12 protein-coding genes are annotated in these 17,660 nt (G+C 61.5%); 10 read left to right on the forward strand and 2 right to left on the reverse strand.

All coding sequences use genetic code 11. The features are described from left to right. Positions 1-225 precede the first annotated feature (225 nt). The 6 genes from recC (at position 226) to yfiB (ending at position 11,877) form a co-directional block, all read left to right on the forward strand. Positions 226-3,678, forward strand: coding sequence for an exodeoxyribonuclease V subunit gamma (gene recC, locus FRT59_RS21715; protein ID WP_153872377.1), 3,453 nt, complete (start codon positions 226-228; stop codon positions 3,676-3,678). Then, a complete protein-coding gene (gene recB, locus FRT59_RS21720; protein WP_153872378.1) occupies positions 3,675-7,346 on the forward strand; it encodes an exodeoxyribonuclease V subunit beta in 3,672 nt (1,223 codons plus the stop codon). The genes recC and recB overlap by 4 nt, the downstream gene beginning before the upstream one ends. Next, the gene (recD, locus tag FRT59_RS21725) at positions 7,343-9,412 is read left to right on the forward strand and encodes an exodeoxyribonuclease V subunit alpha (protein ID WP_153872379.1); all 2,070 of its coding nucleotides are present in this window, start codon (positions 7,343-7,345) and stop codon (positions 9,410-9,412) included. The genes recB and recD overlap by 4 nt, the downstream gene beginning before the upstream one ends. Positions 9,413-9,554: 142 nt before the next feature. Next, positions 9,555-10,121, forward strand: coding sequence for a regulatory sequestration protein YfiR (yfiR, locus tag FRT59_RS21730; protein ID WP_034115988.1), 567 nt, complete (start codon positions 9,555-9,557; stop codon positions 10,119-10,121). After that, positions 10,118-11,380, forward strand: coding sequence for a diguanylate cyclase DgcN/YfiN (dgcN, locus tag FRT59_RS21735; protein ID WP_034115987.1), 1,263 nt, complete (start codon positions 10,118-10,120; stop codon positions 11,378-11,380). The genes yfiR and dgcN overlap by 4 nt, the downstream gene beginning before the upstream one ends. A gap of 5 nt (positions 11,381-11,385) precedes the next feature. Continuing rightward, positions 11,386-11,877 (forward strand): outer membrane lipoprotein YfiB, encoded by a 492-nt coding sequence (gene yfiB, locus FRT59_RS21740; protein ID WP_153872380.1) that lies wholly within the window; start codon positions 11,386-11,388, stop codon positions 11,875-11,877. 92 nt (positions 11,878-11,969) lie between these two features. Here yfiB and FRT59_RS21745 read toward each other — a convergent pair whose 3' ends face one another. Then, positions 11,970-12,917 carry a LysR family transcriptional regulator gene (locus FRT59_RS21745; protein ID WP_153872381.1) on the reverse strand — a complete coding sequence of 316 codons (948 nt, stop codon included), beginning with the start codon at positions 12,915-12,917 and terminating at the stop codon, positions 11,970-11,972. Positions 12,918-13,050: 133 nt separating this feature from the next. Here FRT59_RS21745 and FRT59_RS21750 point away from each other — a divergent pair, with 133 nt between their 5' ends. Next, positions 13,051-14,568, forward strand: a complete 1,518-nt coding sequence (locus tag FRT59_RS21750; protein WP_034115984.1) for a CoA-acylating methylmalonate-semialdehyde dehydrogenase — start codon at positions 13,051-13,053, stop codon at positions 14,566-14,568. Positions 14,569-14,583: 15 nt separating this feature from the next. Further along, the gene (gene mmsB, locus FRT59_RS21755) at positions 14,584-15,471 is read left to right on the forward strand and encodes a 3-hydroxyisobutyrate dehydrogenase (RefSeq protein WP_034115983.1); all 888 of its coding nucleotides are present in this window, start codon (positions 14,584-14,586) and stop codon (positions 15,469-15,471) included. Positions 15,472-15,519: 48 nt separating this feature from the next. On the opposite strand, the gene FRT59_RS21760 is transcribed toward mmsB, so the two are convergent. Continuing rightward, complete coding sequence (locus tag FRT59_RS21760; protein ID WP_153872382.1) at positions 15,520-15,864, reverse strand: cupin domain-containing protein; 345 nt, start codon at positions 15,862-15,864, stop codon at positions 15,520-15,522. Positions 15,865-16,104: 240 nt separating this feature from the next. Here FRT59_RS21760 and kynB point away from each other — a divergent pair, with 240 nt between their 5' ends. Next, positions 16,105-16,755, forward strand: a complete 651-nt coding sequence (gene kynB, locus FRT59_RS21765; protein WP_153872383.1) for an arylformamidase — start codon at positions 16,105-16,107, stop codon at positions 16,753-16,755. Continuing rightward, on the forward strand, positions 16,752-17,624 hold the full coding sequence (gene kynA / locus FRT59_RS21770; RefSeq protein WP_153872384.1) for a tryptophan 2,3-dioxygenase: 873 nt from the start codon (positions 16,752-16,754) through the stop codon (positions 17,622-17,624). Before kynB ends, kynA begins: the two co-directional genes overlap by 4 nt. Positions 17,625-17,660 lie beyond the last annotated feature (36 nt).

Genomic DNA, 17,660 nt, shown 5'->3' on the forward strand with positions numbered 1-17,660 from the left:
GTGAAACGATGCATCGCCGATGGTAGTGTGGGGTTTCCCCATGTGAGAGTAGGTCATCGTCAAGATTAAATTCCGAAACCCCAATTGCGAAAGCAGTTGGGGTTTTGTTTTGGGCGCTTGAAAAGTGTCCACCATGTCTGCGCACACCTGTCAGTCATGTGTCCGGGCCGTGCACCACAGTGCTAAAGTCCACCCCTCGATTTTGCTTTTCCCAAGGAAGCCGTTATGCCGGACGCAATGTCCCTCAGCGCTGGATTCATGGTGGTTCACGGCAACCGCCTGGATGAACTGCGAAGCCTGGTGGTCAGTTGGATGCGCCGCTACCCACTGGCGCCTTTGGAAAACGAAATCGCCCTGGTACAAAGCAACGGCATCGCTCAATGGCTCAAGCTGGCCTTGGCCGAAGATCCGGAAGAAGACGATATGGGCGGTTGCGGCATTGCTGCTGCAATCGACGTGCAACTGCCTGGCAGCTTCATGTGGCAGCTCTACCGCATGGTTTTGGGTCGTGACGAAATCCCGCCGAAGTCCTTGCTCGATAAAGCTCCGCTGACCTGGCGTCTCATGCGACTGTTACCCGAGCTGATTGACCAGCCGCACTTCGAACCTTTACAACGCTTCCTGACCCAAGACACCGACCTGCGCAAACGCTACCAACTCGCCGAGCGCCTGGCTGACTTGTTCGACCAATACCAGGTTTACCGCGCGGATTGGCTAGAGGATTGGGCCGCAGGCCGACACCAACTGCGCAATGGACGAGGCGAATCCAAACCCCTCAACCCTGCCAATTGCTGGCAAGCCGAGTTATGGCGTGCGCTGCTGCTGGATGTGGGGGCAGAGGGCATGGCACAAAGTCGAGCCGGCGTTCACCAGCGCTTTATCGAACGCATCAACACTCTTGAGCAAGCACCTCCAGGATTACCTTCCCGGGTGATTGTCTTCGGCATTTCATCGCTCCCGGCACAAGCGTTGGAAGCCCTGGCGGGCCTGGCCCGTTTCAGCCAAGTGCTACTCTGCGTACATAACCCTTGCCGCCACCACTGGTCCGACATCGTCGCCGACAAGGACTTGCTGCGTAACGAATACAAACGCCAGGCGCGCAAAGCGGGTATGCCGGTCACCATCGACCCACAAACCTTGCATCAGCACGCCCATCCGTTGCTCGCCGCCTGGGGCAAGCAGGGCCGCGATTACATCAGCCTGTTGGACAGTTACGATGACCCCAACAGCTACCGCGCCGCATTCCGCGATGGCCGCATTGACCTGTTCAGCGACAGCCAACCCACCACGCTGCTCAACCAGCTCCAGGACGATATCCTCGAACTGCGCCCACTGAGTGAAACCCGTGAGCTATGGCCCGCTGTCGACCTGGAGCTCGATGCTTCGATCCGTTTCCACATCGCCCACAGCGCCCAGCGCGAAGTGGAAATCCTTCACGACCAACTGCTCCAACGCTTCAGTTCCGACCCAGCATTGCGCCCCCGGGACATCATCGTCATGGTCCCCGACGTCGACAGCTATGCGCCGCACATCCGTGCGGTTTTCGGCCAGCTTGAACGCAACGACCCACGCTTCATCCCTTTCACCCTCACCGACCAAGGCCAACGCGGCCGCGACCCTCTGCTGATCGCCGTCGAACACCTGCTGAAACTCCCCGACAGCCGCTTCCCCGTCAGCGAAATCCTCGACCTGCTCGACGTTCCCGCCCTGCGCGAACGTTTCGCTATCAAAGAGCGCGACCTGCCCACCTTGCATCGCTGGATCGAAGGCGCGGGCATCCGCTGGGGGCTCAACGCCGAGCAACGCGCCGGGTTAGGTTTACCTCAAGCGCTGGAGCAAAACAGCTGGCGATTCGGCCTGCGCCGTATGTTGCTGGGCTATGCCGTCGGCACTGGCACGGCCTGCGCCGGGATTGAGCCCTACGACGAAATCGGCGGCCTCGATGCGGCGCTGATCGGCCCACTAGTAGCCTTGCTCGATGCCTTGAACGACGCCCATCAGGCGCTCTCACAACCAGCCTCTCCCCAGGTGTGGGGCGAGCGACTGCAACGCCTGATGCAGCTGTTTTTCCTGCCCAGCAGTGAGCACGATGACTACCTGCTAGGCCATCTCGAACAATTAAGAGAGACCTGGCTGGAAACCTGCGAGGCTGTTGGATTGCAGGATGAGTTACCGCTTACCGTGGTCCGTGAGGCATGGCTGGCCGGGTTGGATCAAGGGCGCCTGTCCCAGCGCTTTCTCGCTGGAGCTGTCAATTTTTGCACCCTGATGCCCATGCGGGCGATCCCATTCAAGCTGGTCTGCCTGCTGGGCATGAACGACGGCGACTATCCGCGTGCCCAGCCGCCCCTGGACTTCGACCTGATGGGCAGCGACTACCGCCCCGGCGACCGTTCACGCCGTGAAGACGACCGCTACTTACTGCTCGAAGCGCTACTGTCGGCCCGCGACCAGCTCTATATCAGTTGGGTAGGCCGCAGCATCCGCGACAACAGCGATCGCCCGGCCTCTGTGTTGATCGGTCAATTGCGCGATCACCTCGCCAGCGGCTGGCAGCACGTCAAAAACGATGAAGCGCTTATCGACGCAATGACCCAGGAGCATCCGCTCCAGCCCTTCAGCGCCCGCTACTTCCACGCAGGTGATCCGCTGTTCAGCTATGCGCGCGAATGGCAATTACTGCATGAAACGCCGGTCGCCATCAGCTCAGAGAATGCGTTGGCGCAACATCAACAGGAAGAACCCTTGAGCCTCGGCCAGTTACAGGATTTCCTGCGCAACCCGGTTAAACATTTCTTCAGTCAGCGTCTGAAAGTGTTCTTCGAAGCCGCCGAAGTGCCGCTGGCCGACGAAGAGCCTTTCGTCCTGGACGCGCTGCAACGTTACAGCCTCAGCGACAGCCTGCTGAGCGCCGCACTGACCCAGCCTGATCACCTCGACCAGGCCCTCAATGCCCAGGCCCTGCGCCTGCAAGGCAGCGGCCTGCTGCCGATGGTCGGTTTTGGTGAGTGTCTGCGTAATGAGCTGATCGAGCCGTTGCCTGATTTGGTGCAGCGCTATCAACAACTTCTGGCGCTTTGGCCAACCCCGCATACCGGCGCTGAACCGATCAGTTTCGAGTATCAGGGCATCCAGCTTGAAGGCTGGATCAGCGGCCTGCATCGACGCGCTGATGGTGGCTTGTTAAGCGTTACCACCATCCCCAACAGCATTGGCTCGATCAAGACCCGCAAGTGGCATCGCCTGATCCGCCCTTGGGTCAACCATGTGGTGGCCTGCGCCTGCGGCCTGCCATTGAGCACTGGCCTGGTCGCGAGTGACGACACCTTGCTGCTGGCCCCGCTGGATAAGCCCACTGCGCAGGAAATCCTTGGCCACCTGCTGCTGGCCTGGCACACCGGCATGAGCACACCGCTGCCTGTCGCGGTGAAAACCGCCTTCGCCTGGCTCGGCCAGACCGATCCTGCCAAGGCCCAAGCCGCGGCCAGTAAAGCCTACGAAGGCGATGGCATAACCACCGACGGCGAGCGCCGCGAAACGCCCGCACTCACGCGACAATTTCCCGACTACGCCTCTTTGGTTGCCAGTGAAGAATTCGAAGGCTGGTGCGAAACCCTGTATCGCCCCCTGATCAACGCCCCATGGCGATCACTCTCCAACACGGAGGCCGGCGCATGATTGGCAAACCTTTGGCCCTGGCGTTCCCGCTTAAAGGCAGCCAGTTGATTGAGGCCAGTGCCGGCACTGGCAAGACCTTCACCATATCTGCCTTGTACCTGCGCCTGGTGCTCGGCCACGGTGGTGATGACTCCGGCTTCGGCCGCGAACTGCTACCGCCGCAAATCCTCGTTGTGACGTTCACCGACGCCGCTACCAAAGAGCTGCGTGAACGCATCCGCATCCGCCTGGCCGAAGCCGCGCGTTTCTTCCGCGACGAAATCGAGCAGCCCGATGCGTTGATCGCCGACTTGCGCGATCAATACGCCCCTGAACAATGGCCCGCCTGCGCCAACCGCCTGGACATCGCCGCGCAATGGATGGATGAAGCCGCTGTCTCGACGATTCACAGTTGGTGCCAGCGCATGCTGCGCGAACACGCGTTCGACAGCGGCAGCCTGTTCACCCAGACCCTGGAAACCGACCACAGCGACCTGCTGGGCGAAGTGCTGCGCGACTACTGGCGGCTGTTCTGCTACCCGATGCACGACGACGCGCTCAACTGGGTGCGCAGCCATTGGGGCGGCCCCGCTGCACTGATGCCGCGAGTGCGTGCGCTGTTCGGCAGCGAGCGGCCAACCGACGAAAGCCGCGAGCCGGCCGAACTGATCAACGCCTGCCTGCAAGAACGCCGTGCCGCGCTGGTAAACCTGAAGGCGCCTTGGCAACAATGGGCCGTCGAGCTGCGGGATATCTGCCTGCAAGCCGTCGCGGCCAAAGCTGTCGATGGGCGCAAGATGCAAGCGCGCTATTTCGAACCCTGGTTCGAAAAGATCAGCGCCTGGGCCGCTGATGAAACCCTGGAACAACTGGACATCGGCACCGGCTTCACGCGCCTCACGCCCGACGGCATGGCCGAAGCCTGGAAGGGCGAACCGCCGCAGCACCCCGGGATCGACGCCATGGCCGGCCTCAAGGCCAGCCTCGACGCTTTGCCAACGCCAGACGCGGCGGTGTTGCAACACGCTGCCGGCTGGGTAGGTAAACGCTTCGAAGAAGAGAAACGTCGCCGCGCAGAGATGGGCTTCGACGACATGCTGATCCGCCTCAACGCCGCCCTTCAAGCCGACGGTGGCGAGCGCTTGGCCAGCGTGATCCGCGAGCAGTTCCCGGTGGCGCTGATTGATGAATTCCAAGACACCGATCCGGTGCAATACAGCATCTTTGACAGCATCTACCGCATCGAGGAAAACCACCTTGACAGTGGCTTGTTCCTGATCGGCGACCCTAAGCAGGCGATCTACGCCTTTCGCGGCGCCGACATCTACACCTACCTGCGTGCCCGGCAGTCCACCACCGGTCGTCATCACACCCTGGGCACCAACTTCCGTTCCAGCCATGCGATGGTCGAGGCGGTGAACCACGTGTTCCAGCGTGCGGAAACCGGCCGTGGCGCGTTCCTGTTTCGCGAGCCCGATGGCGAAAACCCGGTGCCGTTCCACCCGGTACTGTCCCAGGGCCGCAGAGAGCACCTGCAGGTCGACGGCCAAGCGCTTGCGGCCATGAACCTTTGGCACCTGCCCACCGACCAGCCGATCTCCAATGCGGTTTATCGTCAGCACTTGGCTGCCGCCTGCGCCACGCAGATCGTCGCGTTGCTCAATGGTGGGCAGCAAGGCACCGCAGGCTTTGTAAAAGATCACAGCTTCAAGGGTGTGCTGCCGTCAGACATCGCCATCCTCGTGCGCGACGGCAAGGAAGCCCAGGCCGTGCGTGCCGAGCTGGCCAGCCGTTGCGTGCGCAGTGTGTACCTGTCGGATAAAGACTCGGTGTTCGCCGCCCAGGAAGCCCACGACCTGTTGGCCTGGCTCAAGGCGTGCGCCGAGCCGGATGTCGAGCGCCCGCTGCGCGCCGCGTTGGCCTGCATCACCTTGAACCTGTCGCTGGCGGAACTGGAGCGTCTGAACCAGGACGAACTGGCGTGGGAATCCCGCGTCATGCAGTTCCGCGGCTACCGTTCCATCTGGCGTACCCAAGGCGTGCTGCCGATGCTGCGTCGCCTGCTTCATGACTTCAAGCTGCCGCAAACCCTTATCGCCCGCAGCGATGGCGAGCGTGTGCTGACCAACCTGTTGCACCTCAGTGAACTGTTGCAACAGGCCGCCTCGGAACTGGATGGTGAGCAGGCGTTGATTCGTCATCTGGCCGAACACCTGGCGCTGTCGGGTCAGGCCGGTGAAGAACAGATCCTGCGCCTGGAAAGCGATGAGCAACTGGTCAAAGTGGTGACCATCCACAAATCCAAGGGCCTGGAATACGACTTGGTGTTTCTGCCCTTTATCTGTTCGGCCAAACCCGTGGATGGCAGTCGCTTGCCGCTGCATTACCACGATGAACAGGGCCGATCCCAAGTGAGCCTGCGGCCGACGGCCGAGCTGATTGCCCAAGCCGACGACGAGCGCCTGGCCGAAGACCTGCGCTTGTTCTACGTGGCGTTGACCCGCGCCAAACACGCGTGCTGGCTGGGCATCGCCGACCTCAAGCGTGGCAATAACAGCAGCTCGGTCTTGCACCTGTCGGCCTTGGGCTATTTGCTCGGTGCCGGCGCGTCGCTGGGCGAGTCCGCCGGTCTGGCGCGCTGGTTGCTGGACTTGCAGGAAGGCTGCCCGGCGATCAGTTATGCCCTTGTGCCGGATGCGCAAGACATCGTGTTCCACCCGCCGCGCAATGAAGCGACCTTGCTCGCGCCGTTGCTGCCTAAACGCAAGGCTGCGGAAAACTGGTGGATCGCGTCCTACAGCGCCTTGCGCATTGGCGACAGCATGAGCGCCGCCAACCTCGAAGCGCCAGAAAGCCCACAGGCCCAGAAGCTGTTCGACGACGAGCGCCTCGACCCTGATGCACCACGGGAAGTGGTGGCGTCCGGCGGTGATATTCACCGTTTCCCACGCGGCCCCAATCCAGGCACCTTCCTTCACGGTTTGTTGGAGTGGGCCGGTGAAGAGGGTTTCAACGTGACGCCCGAGGCCATCGAAAAAGCCGTGGGCGCTCGCTGTAACCGACGCAACTGGGAAGGCTGGATCGTCACCCTCAGCGGCTGGCTGGGTCATCTGCTGCAAACGCCGTTGCCCCTGTACAACGAGCACGTCACCCTCAGCGGCCTGCAGCAGTACCAGATCGAAATGGAGTTCTGGTTCGCCAGTCACAAAGTCGATGTGCTTGCCCTCGACAAACTTGTGTGCCAACACACCCACGGCGGTGTCTCCCGCGTGGCCGCCGAACCGGTGCTGCTCAACGGTATGTTCAAGGGTTTTATCGACCTGACGTTCGAGCACGATGGCCGCTACTACGTGGCGGATTACAAATCCAACTGGCTCGGCCCTGACGATTCGGCCTACACCTTTGATGCCATGGAGCATTCGATCCTTGAGCATCGGTACGACCTGCAATACGTACTTTACCTGCTGGCCCTGCACCGCCAGCTCAAGGCACGCCTGCCGGATTACGATTACGACCAGCATGTCGGCGGTGCTCTGTACCTGTTCCTGCGCGGTACCCAGTCGGTGAGCCAGGGTGCGTATTTCACCCGGCCGCCCCGTGAGCTGATCGAGGGGCTGGACCTGTTGTTCCAGGGCAAGCCCATTCCGCCCAAGGTTGAGCCCGCCTGGGAACAAGGAGTGCTGCTATGAGCCTGTCGCCGTTACCGCTGGAGGAGCTATTGCCCCTCAACCGCGCCGCGGACCTGTTGCAACTGCTGGAGCGTTGGGTCGAGCGTGGTTGGTTGCGTGCCTTGGACAAAGCGTTCGTCGGCTTCCTGTACGAGCTTGATCCCCATTCTGATCCATTGGTGCTGTTGGCTGCAGCCTTGACCAGCCACCAGTTGGGCCATGGTCATGTCTGCCTGGACCTGTTCGAAACCCTTAATGCGCCGGATTTCGCCCTGTCACTGCCGCCCGAAGGCGACCTGCACACCGGGGCCATGCTGCTGCCGTCGCAGTTGCTGCACGGTCTGGACGGCGCCCATTGGTGTCATGCCCTGGCTTGCAGCCAACTGGTCGCGCTGGCGGTCGATAGCAGCGACGCGGCCCAGAGCCGGCCGTTGGTGTTGTCTGGCAAACGTCTGTACCTGCGCCGCTACTGGGCCTACGAGCGACGTATCGACAGTGCCCTGCGTTTGCGCCTGGCGACCGTGGAAAGGGCCGCCGCCGATTTGCCGCAGCGCCTCAATCGCCTGTTCGATCAACCGGCGCCCGATGGCGTGATTGACTGGCAAAAACTTGCCTGCGCGCTGGCGACCCGTGGCGCATTCAGTATTGTCACTGGCGGCCCCGGCACCGGCAAAACCACCACGGTGGTACGCCTGCTCGCACTTTTGCAGGCGCCCGCCGTGGAGGCCGGCAGCCCGTTGCGCATCCGCCTGGCCGCGCCGACCGGTAAAGCCGCGGCGCGCCTGACCGAATCCATCAGTCAGCAAGTGCTGTCGCTGACAGTGCCCGACAATGTGCGGGAAAAAATCCCGACCCAGGTCACTACTGTCCACCGCCTGTTGGGCAGCCGCCCGGGAACTCGGCACTTCCGTCATCACCTGGGTAACCCATTGCCTTTGGATGTGCTGGTAGTAGACGAAGCCTCGATGATCGACCTGGAAATGATGGCCAACCTGCTCGACGCCTTGCCGCCCCATGCCCGCTTAATACTGCTGGGCGACAAGGATCAGCTGGCGTCGGTGGAAGCGGGGGCCGTACTCGGCGATTTGTGCCGCGATGCCGAAGCCGGCTGGTACAGCCCGCACACGCGCCAATGGCTGCAAGCGGTCAGCGGCGAAGACCTCAGTGCCAGCGGCCTGCAAGAAGATCTCGACGGTAGCCATCCCCTGGCCCAGCAAGTGGTGATGCTGCGCTATTCGCGACGCTTCGGGGAAGGCAGCGGCATCGGCCAACTGGCGCGCTGGGTCAACCAGCAAAACGCCGAAGAGGCCCGCCAGCTGTTAGCCGCACGTCGTCACGACGACCTGTTCTGCGTCAGCCTCAAGGGCGAACAGGATCACGCCCTTGAGCGCCTGGTACTGGACGGGCAGGGCGAGGGTGCCCAAGGCTATCGCTACTATCTGAACCTGCTGCAATCGGCACGCCCACCTCTCGATACACCGCGTGACGATCACGCCTGGACCCATTGGGCGCAACAATTGCTGCAAGCCTTCGACGCGTTCCAACTGCTCTGCGCCGTGCGTAAAGGCCCATGGGGTGTCGAGGGGCTGAACCTGCGCATCACTGCGGCCCTGCGCAAAGTGCGTCTGATCGAAGGCGACGAACAGTGGTACGAAGGCCGTCCGGTGCTGATGACCCGCAACGACTACGGCCTTGGCCTGATGAACGGCGATATCGGCATCGCGCTGAAATTGCCCGAAAGCGACGGTGGCCCCCCAGTGCTGCGCGTGGCCTTCCCGCGAAACGATGGCCAGGGTGGCGTGCGCTTCGTGTTGCCCAGCCGGCTCAATGACGTGGAAACCGTGTACGCAATGACCGTGCACAAATCCCAGGGGTCGGAGTTCACCCACACCGCACTGATCCTGCCGGATGCCCTGAACCCGGTGCTGACCAAAGAGCTGATCTACACCGGCATCACCCGCGCCAAGCGTTGGTTCAGCCTGATCGAGCTGCGGGGAGGCGTGTTTGAGGAAGCGGTGCGGCGCAAGGTTAAACGCTTGAGCGGACTCATGCTGGAGCTGGACGCTATGCCTGAAAAAACTGACTAATTGGTCATGCAATATTTCTGATTCAGATGTCTGATTTTTCTGAAAAAATAGTGCGCCCCGCGCAAGCTGTGTTTCGTGGGAATTTTCGCCGCTGTGCTATCGTTGCGGCATCACCTTGGAAAACACCGGAGAGAATTGCTGCATGAACGTGGCTGTCTCGCCCACAGAGCGCAGTTTGAGCTGGAGACGCATGTTACTGGTGGCGGTTCTGTGCCTGCTCGCGCCCCACGTATGGGCGCAGACGCCCAGCCCGGCTGATCATCGCGCCCAGTCGGTCACCCAAGTGGTTCTCGGTATCCTCAGCTATGCCCGGTGGCCGGTGGAACCTGCGCAGTTGCGGCTGTGCATTGTCGGGCCGACCCAGTACACCGATGACTTGGTCAAAGGCACCACACAAGCCACCGGCCGTCCGGTGCTGGTGCGCCGCCTGCTGGTCGATAATCCCGATATTGTCAGCGCCTGTGACGCCGTCTACATCGGCAAACTCACTGCCGACGAGCGCAACCGCTTGTTCACCTCGCTGATTGGCCACCCAGTGCTCAGCATCAGCGAAGGGGGCGACCAATGCACGGTGGGCAGCCTGTTCTGCCTGCGGGTGGGCGATGAGCAGGTATCGTTCGAGGTCAACCTGGATTCCGTCGCTCGCAGCGGCGTGCGCATCCATCCCAGCGTGTTGCAGTTATCCCGCCGTCGAGCGCCTGGGTCATGAGTCGTAATAAAGTGCGGCCGACCCTGCGTTCGGTCATTGCCCGTGGGCATATGATCCTGGCCCTGGTGGCGGTAACCCTGGCCAGTGTCTCCCTGACCCTGCTCGGTGTACTCGCCCTGCGTGTGTACGCCGAGCACAACCTGCACCTGATCGCCCGTTCCATCAACTACACCGTGGAAGCGGCGGTGGTCTTCAACGACAGCGCGGCGGCCACCGAGGCCCTGAGCCTGATTGCCTCCACGGAGGAAGTGGCCCAGGCGGAAGTCTTTGATATCAACGGCAAGCTTCTGGCGCGCTGGGTGCGCCCGGAAACTGGCATGTTGTCACGGGTCGAGCTGCAAATAGCGCATGCCCTGCTTGAACAGCCCATCAGCCAGCCGATCCTGCGCCAGGGGCAAACCGTGGGCAGCCTGCACCTGGTTGGCCATGGTGGCAGCCTGTTGCGCTTCTTGCTCAGCGGCCTGGTCGGGATTCTGATCTGCACCGCTCTCAGCGCCTGGGTGGCCTTGCACCTGTCGCGACGTCTGTTGAATGGCATCACCGTGCCATTGCAACGATTGGCCGCCGTGGCCCACGCCGCCCGCAGCGAGCGCGACTTCGACCGCCGCGTACCCTCGGCGCAGATCGCCGAACTCGACAGCCTGGGCAGCGACTTCAACGCCCTGCTGGGCGAGATGGAAGCCTGGCAGAGTCACCTGCAAAGCGAGAACGAAACCCTGGCTCACCAGGCCAGCCACGACAGCCTCACCGGTCTGCCCAACCGCGCGTTCTTCGAAGGCCGCTTGATCCGCGCCTTGCGCAGTGCTGCCAAGGTTAACGAGCGAGTGGCGGTGCTGTTTCTCGACAGCGACCGCTTCAAAGATATCAACGACAGCTTCGGCCACGCCGCCGGCGACGCCGTGCTGGTGGCCGTTGCCGACCGCGTGCGTGCGCAACTGCGTGAGAATGACTTGGTGGCGCGCCTGGGCGGCGATGAATTTGCGGTATTGCTCGCGCCGCTGCACAAGGCCGAAGACGCCCAGCGCATCGCCGACAAAATTATTTCAAGCATGGACGTGCCGATCCCACTGCCCGGAGGCACCGAGGTGTTGACCTCCCTCAGTATCGGCATCGCCATTTATCCCGATCATGGCGCCACTCCCGGCACCTTGCTCAACGCCGCCGATACGGCGATGTACCAGGCCAAACGACAGTCCTCGGGCGGCCAGCAAACGGCGGAGTCGGAGCACCCCGTCGTCAACGTTCAACACAGGAGTTGATTCCCTTGTTCGCTAACACACGCGTTTTGTTTATTTCGTTACTCGTTGCCTTCCTGGCCCTCAGCGGCTGTCAGACGCCACCGCCCAAGGGCCTGACCCCGGCGCAAGTTGCCGTACTCAAACAACAAGGCTTCGAGCTGACCGATGAAGGCTGGGCCTTCGGCCTGTCCGGCAAAGTGCTGTTTGGCAGCGACGTCGAAACCCTCAACAAACCCAGCACCGCCATCGTCGAACGCATCGGCAAGGCCCTGGTAGGCGCAGGCATCGAGCGCGTGCGCGTTGACGGCCACACCGACGCCTCGGGCAAAGAACCCTACAACGTGGCGCTGTCCCTGCGCCGCGCCAAAAGCGTGGGCAAGGTGCTGACCAATGTGGGTATGAAAGAAGAAAATATCCAACTGCGTGGCCTGGGCAGCAGCGAGCCGGTGGCGTCGAATACGACGACGGCGGGTCGAACCGAGAATCGGCGGGTGTCGATCGTAGTGATCGCGGACTAAGGCAATTCACCTGCCTTAACTTGAAATACATTCAAAATGTGGGAGGGGGCAAGCCCCCACCCACATTTGCGATCTGCGTGGTTCAAGGCGTCTCACTCCGCAAACCGCATCTCCCGCGTCTCCCCCATCAACAACCCCTGATTCTGCTCTGTCACCTCCCTGATGTAATCCCACAACAACGTAATCCGCTTCAACTTGCGCAGATCCTCCCGGCAATACATCCAGAACTGCCGCGTAATCGCAATCTGCTCCCCCAGCACCGGCAACAAGCGCGGATCCTGCGCCGCCAGAAAGCACGGCAATATCGCCATCGACCGCCCTTGCTGTGCCGCCACGTACTGCGCGATCACGCTGGTACTGCGCAGGCTGGCGCTGGCGCCGGGCACTACGTTGGCCAGGTACAGCAGCTCCGAGCTGAACGCCAGGTCATCCACATAGCTGATAAACGGATGCTCGGCCAAATCCGCGGGTTTGCGGATCGGCGGGTGTTGGTCGAGGTAATCCTGAGTGGCGTACAGCTGGAGTTTGTAGTCGCACAGTTTGCAACACACATATGGCCCGTGTTCCGGGCGTTCCAGGGCGATGACGATGTCGGCTTCGCGCTTGGACAGGCTGATGAAGTGGGGCAGGGGCAGGATGTCTACCGAGATCGCCGGGTAGGTGTCGACGAAATGGCTCAGTTGCGGAGTGACAAAGAAGCTGCCGAAACCTTCGGTGCAGCCCATGCGCACATGGCCGGACAGCGCCACGCCGGAGCCGGAGACTTGTTCGCAGGCCATGTGCAACGTGCTTTCGATCGACTCCGCGTAGCCGAGCAAACGCTGGCCCTCGGGGGTGAGGACAAAGCCGCTGGTCCGGGATTTTTCGAACAGCAGGGTACCGAGCGACACTTCCAGTGAGCTGATGCGCCGCGACACAGTGGTGTAGTCCACTGCCAGGCGTTTGGCGGCCACGCTGGCCTTGCGGGTACGGGCCACTTCGAGGAAAAACTTCAGGTCATCCCAGTTCAGGGAGCCCAGGGAGGTGATGTTTTTTTGCATATTGGACCGGCTTTTATGTGCGTTCTTATTAGAAGTTTGCACATCTATACTCCAAAAACAGTCCGAACGCCTCATTCTTCAAGGCGATTCAACGCCTTGGTTCTCTGCATAAATACAAGATTCTGGAGACCACATGAACGCATCTGCCGATATTTCCGTGCAACAGGTCAAGTTGCTGATCAACGGCGAGTGGGTCGAGTCCAAGACCACCGAATGGCAAGACATCGTCAACCCGGCCACCCAGCAAGTGCTGGCCAAAGTCCCATTTGCCACTGCCGATGAAGTCAACGCCGCCATCGACGCCGCCCATCGCGCCTTCCAGACCTGGAAGCTGACGCCGATCGGCGCGCGCATGCGCATCATGCTCAAGCTGCAAGCCTTGATCCGCGAACATTCCAAGCGTATCGCCGTCGTCCTCAGCGCCGAGCAGGGCAAGACCATTGCCGATGCCGAAGGCGATATTTTCCGTGGCCTGGAAGTGGTCGAACACGCCTGCTCCATCGGCACCCTGCAAATGGGCGAGTTTGCCGAGAACGTTGCCGGCGGCGTCGACACCTACACCCTGCGCCAGCCCATCGGCGTGTGCGCCGGCATTACCCCGTTCAACTTCCCGGCGATGATTCCGCTGTGGATGTTCCCGATGGCCATCGCTTGCGGTAACACCTTCGTGCTCAAGCCGTCCGAGCAGGACCCGCTGTCGACCATGCTGCTGGTGGAGCTGGCGCTGGAAGCCGGTGTGCCGGCTGGCGTGCTCAACGTGGTGCATGGCGGCAAGGACGTGGTGGATGCACTGTGTACCCATAAAGACATCAAGGCCGTGTCCTTCGTCGGTTCGACTGCCGTGGGCACCCATGTCTACGACCTCGCCGGCAAGCACGGCAAGCGCGTGCAATCGATGATGGGCGCCAAGAATCATGCGGTGGTGCTGCCAGACGCCAACCGTGAACACACCCTCAATGCGCTGGTCGGCGCCGGTTTTGGCGCGGCAGGCCAGCGTTGCATGGCCACGTCGGTGGTGGTGCTGGTGGGCGCGTCCAAGCAGTGGCTGCCGGATCTCAAGGCCCTGGCGCAGAAGCTCAAGGTCAACGCGGGCAGCGAAGCCGGCACGGACGTTGGTCCGGTGATCTCCAAGCGCGCCAAGGCACGCATCCTGGAGTTGATCGAAAGCGGCGTGAAAGAAGGCGCCAAGCTCGAACTGGACGGCCGCGACATCAAGGTGCCGGGCTTCGAGCACGGTAACTTTGTCGGCCCGACCCTGTTCTCGGGCGTGACCACTGACATGCGCATCTACACCGAGGAAATCTTCGGACCAGTGTTGGTGGTGCTTGAAGTCGCGACCCTTGATGAGGCCATCGCCTTGGTCAACGCCAACCCGTTCGGCAACGGCACTGGCCTGTTCACCCAGAGCGGTGCGGCGGCGCGCAAGTTCCAGAGCGAAATCGATGTGGGCCAGGTCGGTATCAACATCCCGATCCCGGTGCCTGTACCGTTCTTCAGCTTCACCGGCTCGCGCGGCTCCAAGCTTGGCGACCTCGGCCCCTACGGCAAGCAAGTGGTGCAGTTCTACACCCAGACCAAAACCGTCACCAGCCGCTGGTTCGACGACGACACGGTCAACGATGGCGTTAACACCACCATCAACCTGCGCTGATCCCGGGAGACGACCATGAAGATTGCATTTATCGGCCTGGGCAACATGGGCGCACCCATGGCCCGCAACCTGATCAAGGCCGGCCACCGGCTGAACCTGTTCGACCTTAACCAGACGGTACTCAAAGAGTTGGCCGAACTCGGCGGCACCATCAGCAGTTCGCCCCGTGATGCGGCGAAAGACGCTGAACTGGTGATTACCATGCTGCCGGCCGCCGCCCATGTGCGCAGCGTCTGGCTGAATGAAGATGGCGTGCTCGCAGGCATCGGCCAAGGTGTGCCAGCGGTGGATTGCAGCACTATCGACCCGCAGACCATCCGTGATGTAGCGGCCGCGGCGGCAAAACAGGGCGTGGCAGTGGCCGATGCACCGGTGTCCGGTGGCACCGGCGGCGCGCAAGCCGGGACGCTGACCTTTATGGTCGGCGCCAACCCGCAACTGTTCGCCACCCTGCAACCGGTACTGGCGCAGATGGGCCGCAATATCGTGCACTGCGGCGAGGTTGGCACCGGGCAAATAGCCAAGATCTGCAACAACCTGCTACTGGGTATCAGCATGGTCGGCGTCAGTGAAGCCATGGCCCTGGGCGATGCATTGGGCATCGACACCCAAGTGCTGGCCGGCATCATCAACAGCTCCACTGGGCGCTGCTGGAGTTCCGATACCTACAACCCGTGGCCGGGTGTGATTGAAACTGCACCATCATCGCGCGGCTATACCGGTGGTTTCGGCGCCGACCTGATGCTCAAGGATTTGGGGCTTGCCACTGAAGCGGCGCGCCAGGCACACCAGCCGGTGATCCTCGGTGCGGTGGCCCAGCAGTTGTATCAATCAATGAGCCAGCGTGGGGAAGGGGGTAAGGACTTCTCGGCGATCATCAACAGTTATCGCAAGCCTGAGTAGGGCATTTTTCCGGGAGCCAGCCAATGACTGGCTCCCGGGTTTTGCGGGTCAGGCGAACACAAAATACTTACGCACCGTCTCAACCACTTCCCACGTCCCCTTCATCCCCGGCTCCACCACAAAGATATCCCCAGCGCGTAGATGGATCGGCTGCATGCCATCAGGCGTGATCACGCAGTAGCCTTCCTGGAAATGGCAGTATTCCCACTTCACATATTCCACGTACCACTTGCCCGGTGTGCAGATCCAGGTGCCCATGATTTTGCTGCCGTCTTCGCTGGTGTAGGCGTTGAGGTTGACGGTGTGTGGGTCACCTTCGAGCTTTTCCCACTTGCAGGCATCCAGGACCGGCAGTGGGTGGGTGTCGCGCAGTACGGTGATGGGCTTGGACATGATGACTCCGAGGCAAGGGATGAAGAGTCGAACCCTATAGCGTCGCAGGCAGGCTTGGTGGTCTGTACTCGACATCGGGATGCCCAGAAGCGCAGCCGGGTCTATTTGATATATCCCATCATCAATTCGCTGTTTCCTCGCAGTTCGTGCGAAAGAATTCCCGTCTCACGCGAGAATTCGCAAGAAAATTCAGAGCTGGCCCTCGTATCATTCACCCCAGTACCCAGTGAGAGCCTTGCAATGAACCCAATAAAAACGTGGTGGGATATCAGCCCGCCCTTGAGCACGGCGACCCCGACCTGGCCGGGCGATACGCCGTTCCAGGAAGAGCGCGTGTGGCAGTTCGGCCCTGAGTGCCCGGTGAATGTGGGCCGCGTGACCTTGTCACCGCATACCGGCGCCCATGTGGATGCCCCGCTGCATTACAGCGCCGACGGCGCGCCGATTGGCGAGGTGTCGCTGGATGTGTACATGGGGCCTTGTCGGGTACTGCATTGCCTGGGCAGCGGCGCGTTGGTACAGCCTCATCAGTTGCAAGGGCGTGTGGATAACATGCCGGAGCGCGTACTATTGCGCACTTATCCACAAGCGCCACTCACCGAGTGGGATTCGAATTTCACCGCCATCGCCCCGCAAACCATCGAGCTGCTCGCCGGCCTGGGGGTGCGCCTGATTGGTATCGACACGCCGTCCCTGGACCCGCAACAGTCCAAGACCATGGATTCGCACAACGCCGTAGCCCGTCACGGCATGGCGATCCTCGAAGGCATCGTGCTCGATGAGGTACCGGAGGGCGACTATGAGTTGATCGCGCTGCCGCTGCGCTTTGCCAACCTCGATGCCAGCCCGGTCCGCGCAATCCTGCGCCCGCTCAAGGAGCCTACGCGATGAGCCAATGTCCTTTCTCTCCAGAATATAAGCCTGCCGACGCCCAGCCACCGGAAGAATGGCATAACGCCGAATTGAATTTTTCCGAGTCCATGAGCTACGGCGACTACCTGGACCTGGGTAAGGTTCTCAGCGCCCAGCACCCGCTGTCGCCGGATCATAACGAAATGCTCTTCATCATCCAGCACCAGACTTCGGAGCTGTGGATGAAGCTGATGCTCCACGAACTCAAGGCCGCCCGCGAACACGTGCGCCTGGGCGAGTTGCCGCCGGCGTTCAAGATGCTGGCGCGAGTGTCGCGGATCTTTGATCAACTGGTGCACGCCTGGGCGGTGCTGGCGACCATGACACCGTCGGAGTACAAGGCGATTCGCCCGTTCTTGGGGCAGTCGTCGGGGTTCCAGTCGTTCCAGTACCGCGAGATCGAATTCATCCTTGGCAACAAGAGCCCGGCGCTGCTGCGGCCCCATGCGCATCGCCCGCAATTGTTGCAGCAACTGCAGGTGGCGATTGCCACGCCGTCGCTGTATGACGAGGCGATTAACCTGATGATCAAGGCCGGGCTGGCGATTGACCCCAAGCGCGCCGAACGCGACCCGACGGCGGCCACGGTGCATGATGAATCTGTTGAAGCGGCGTGGCGTGAGGTGTATCGCGACCCTAGCCGTTATTGGGATTTGTATCAGTTGGCCGAGAAGTTTATCGACCTGGAGGATTCATTCCGCCAATGGCGCTTCCGCCATGTCACGACCGTGGAGCGGATCATCGGTTTCCAGCCTGGCACCGGTGGTACTGAAGGCGTGGGTTACCTGCGCAAGATGCTCGACACCGTGTTGTTTCCCGAACTCTGGCGAGTGCGTTCCACCCTCTAAACAAAAAAGCCCCGGATCACCGGGGCTTTTCATTTG

The sequence above is a fragment of the Pseudomonas haemolytica genome, from assembly GCF_009659625.1.
Taxonomy (GTDB): domain Bacteria; phylum Pseudomonadota; class Gammaproteobacteria; order Pseudomonadales; family Pseudomonadaceae; genus Aquipseudomonas; species Aquipseudomonas haemolytica.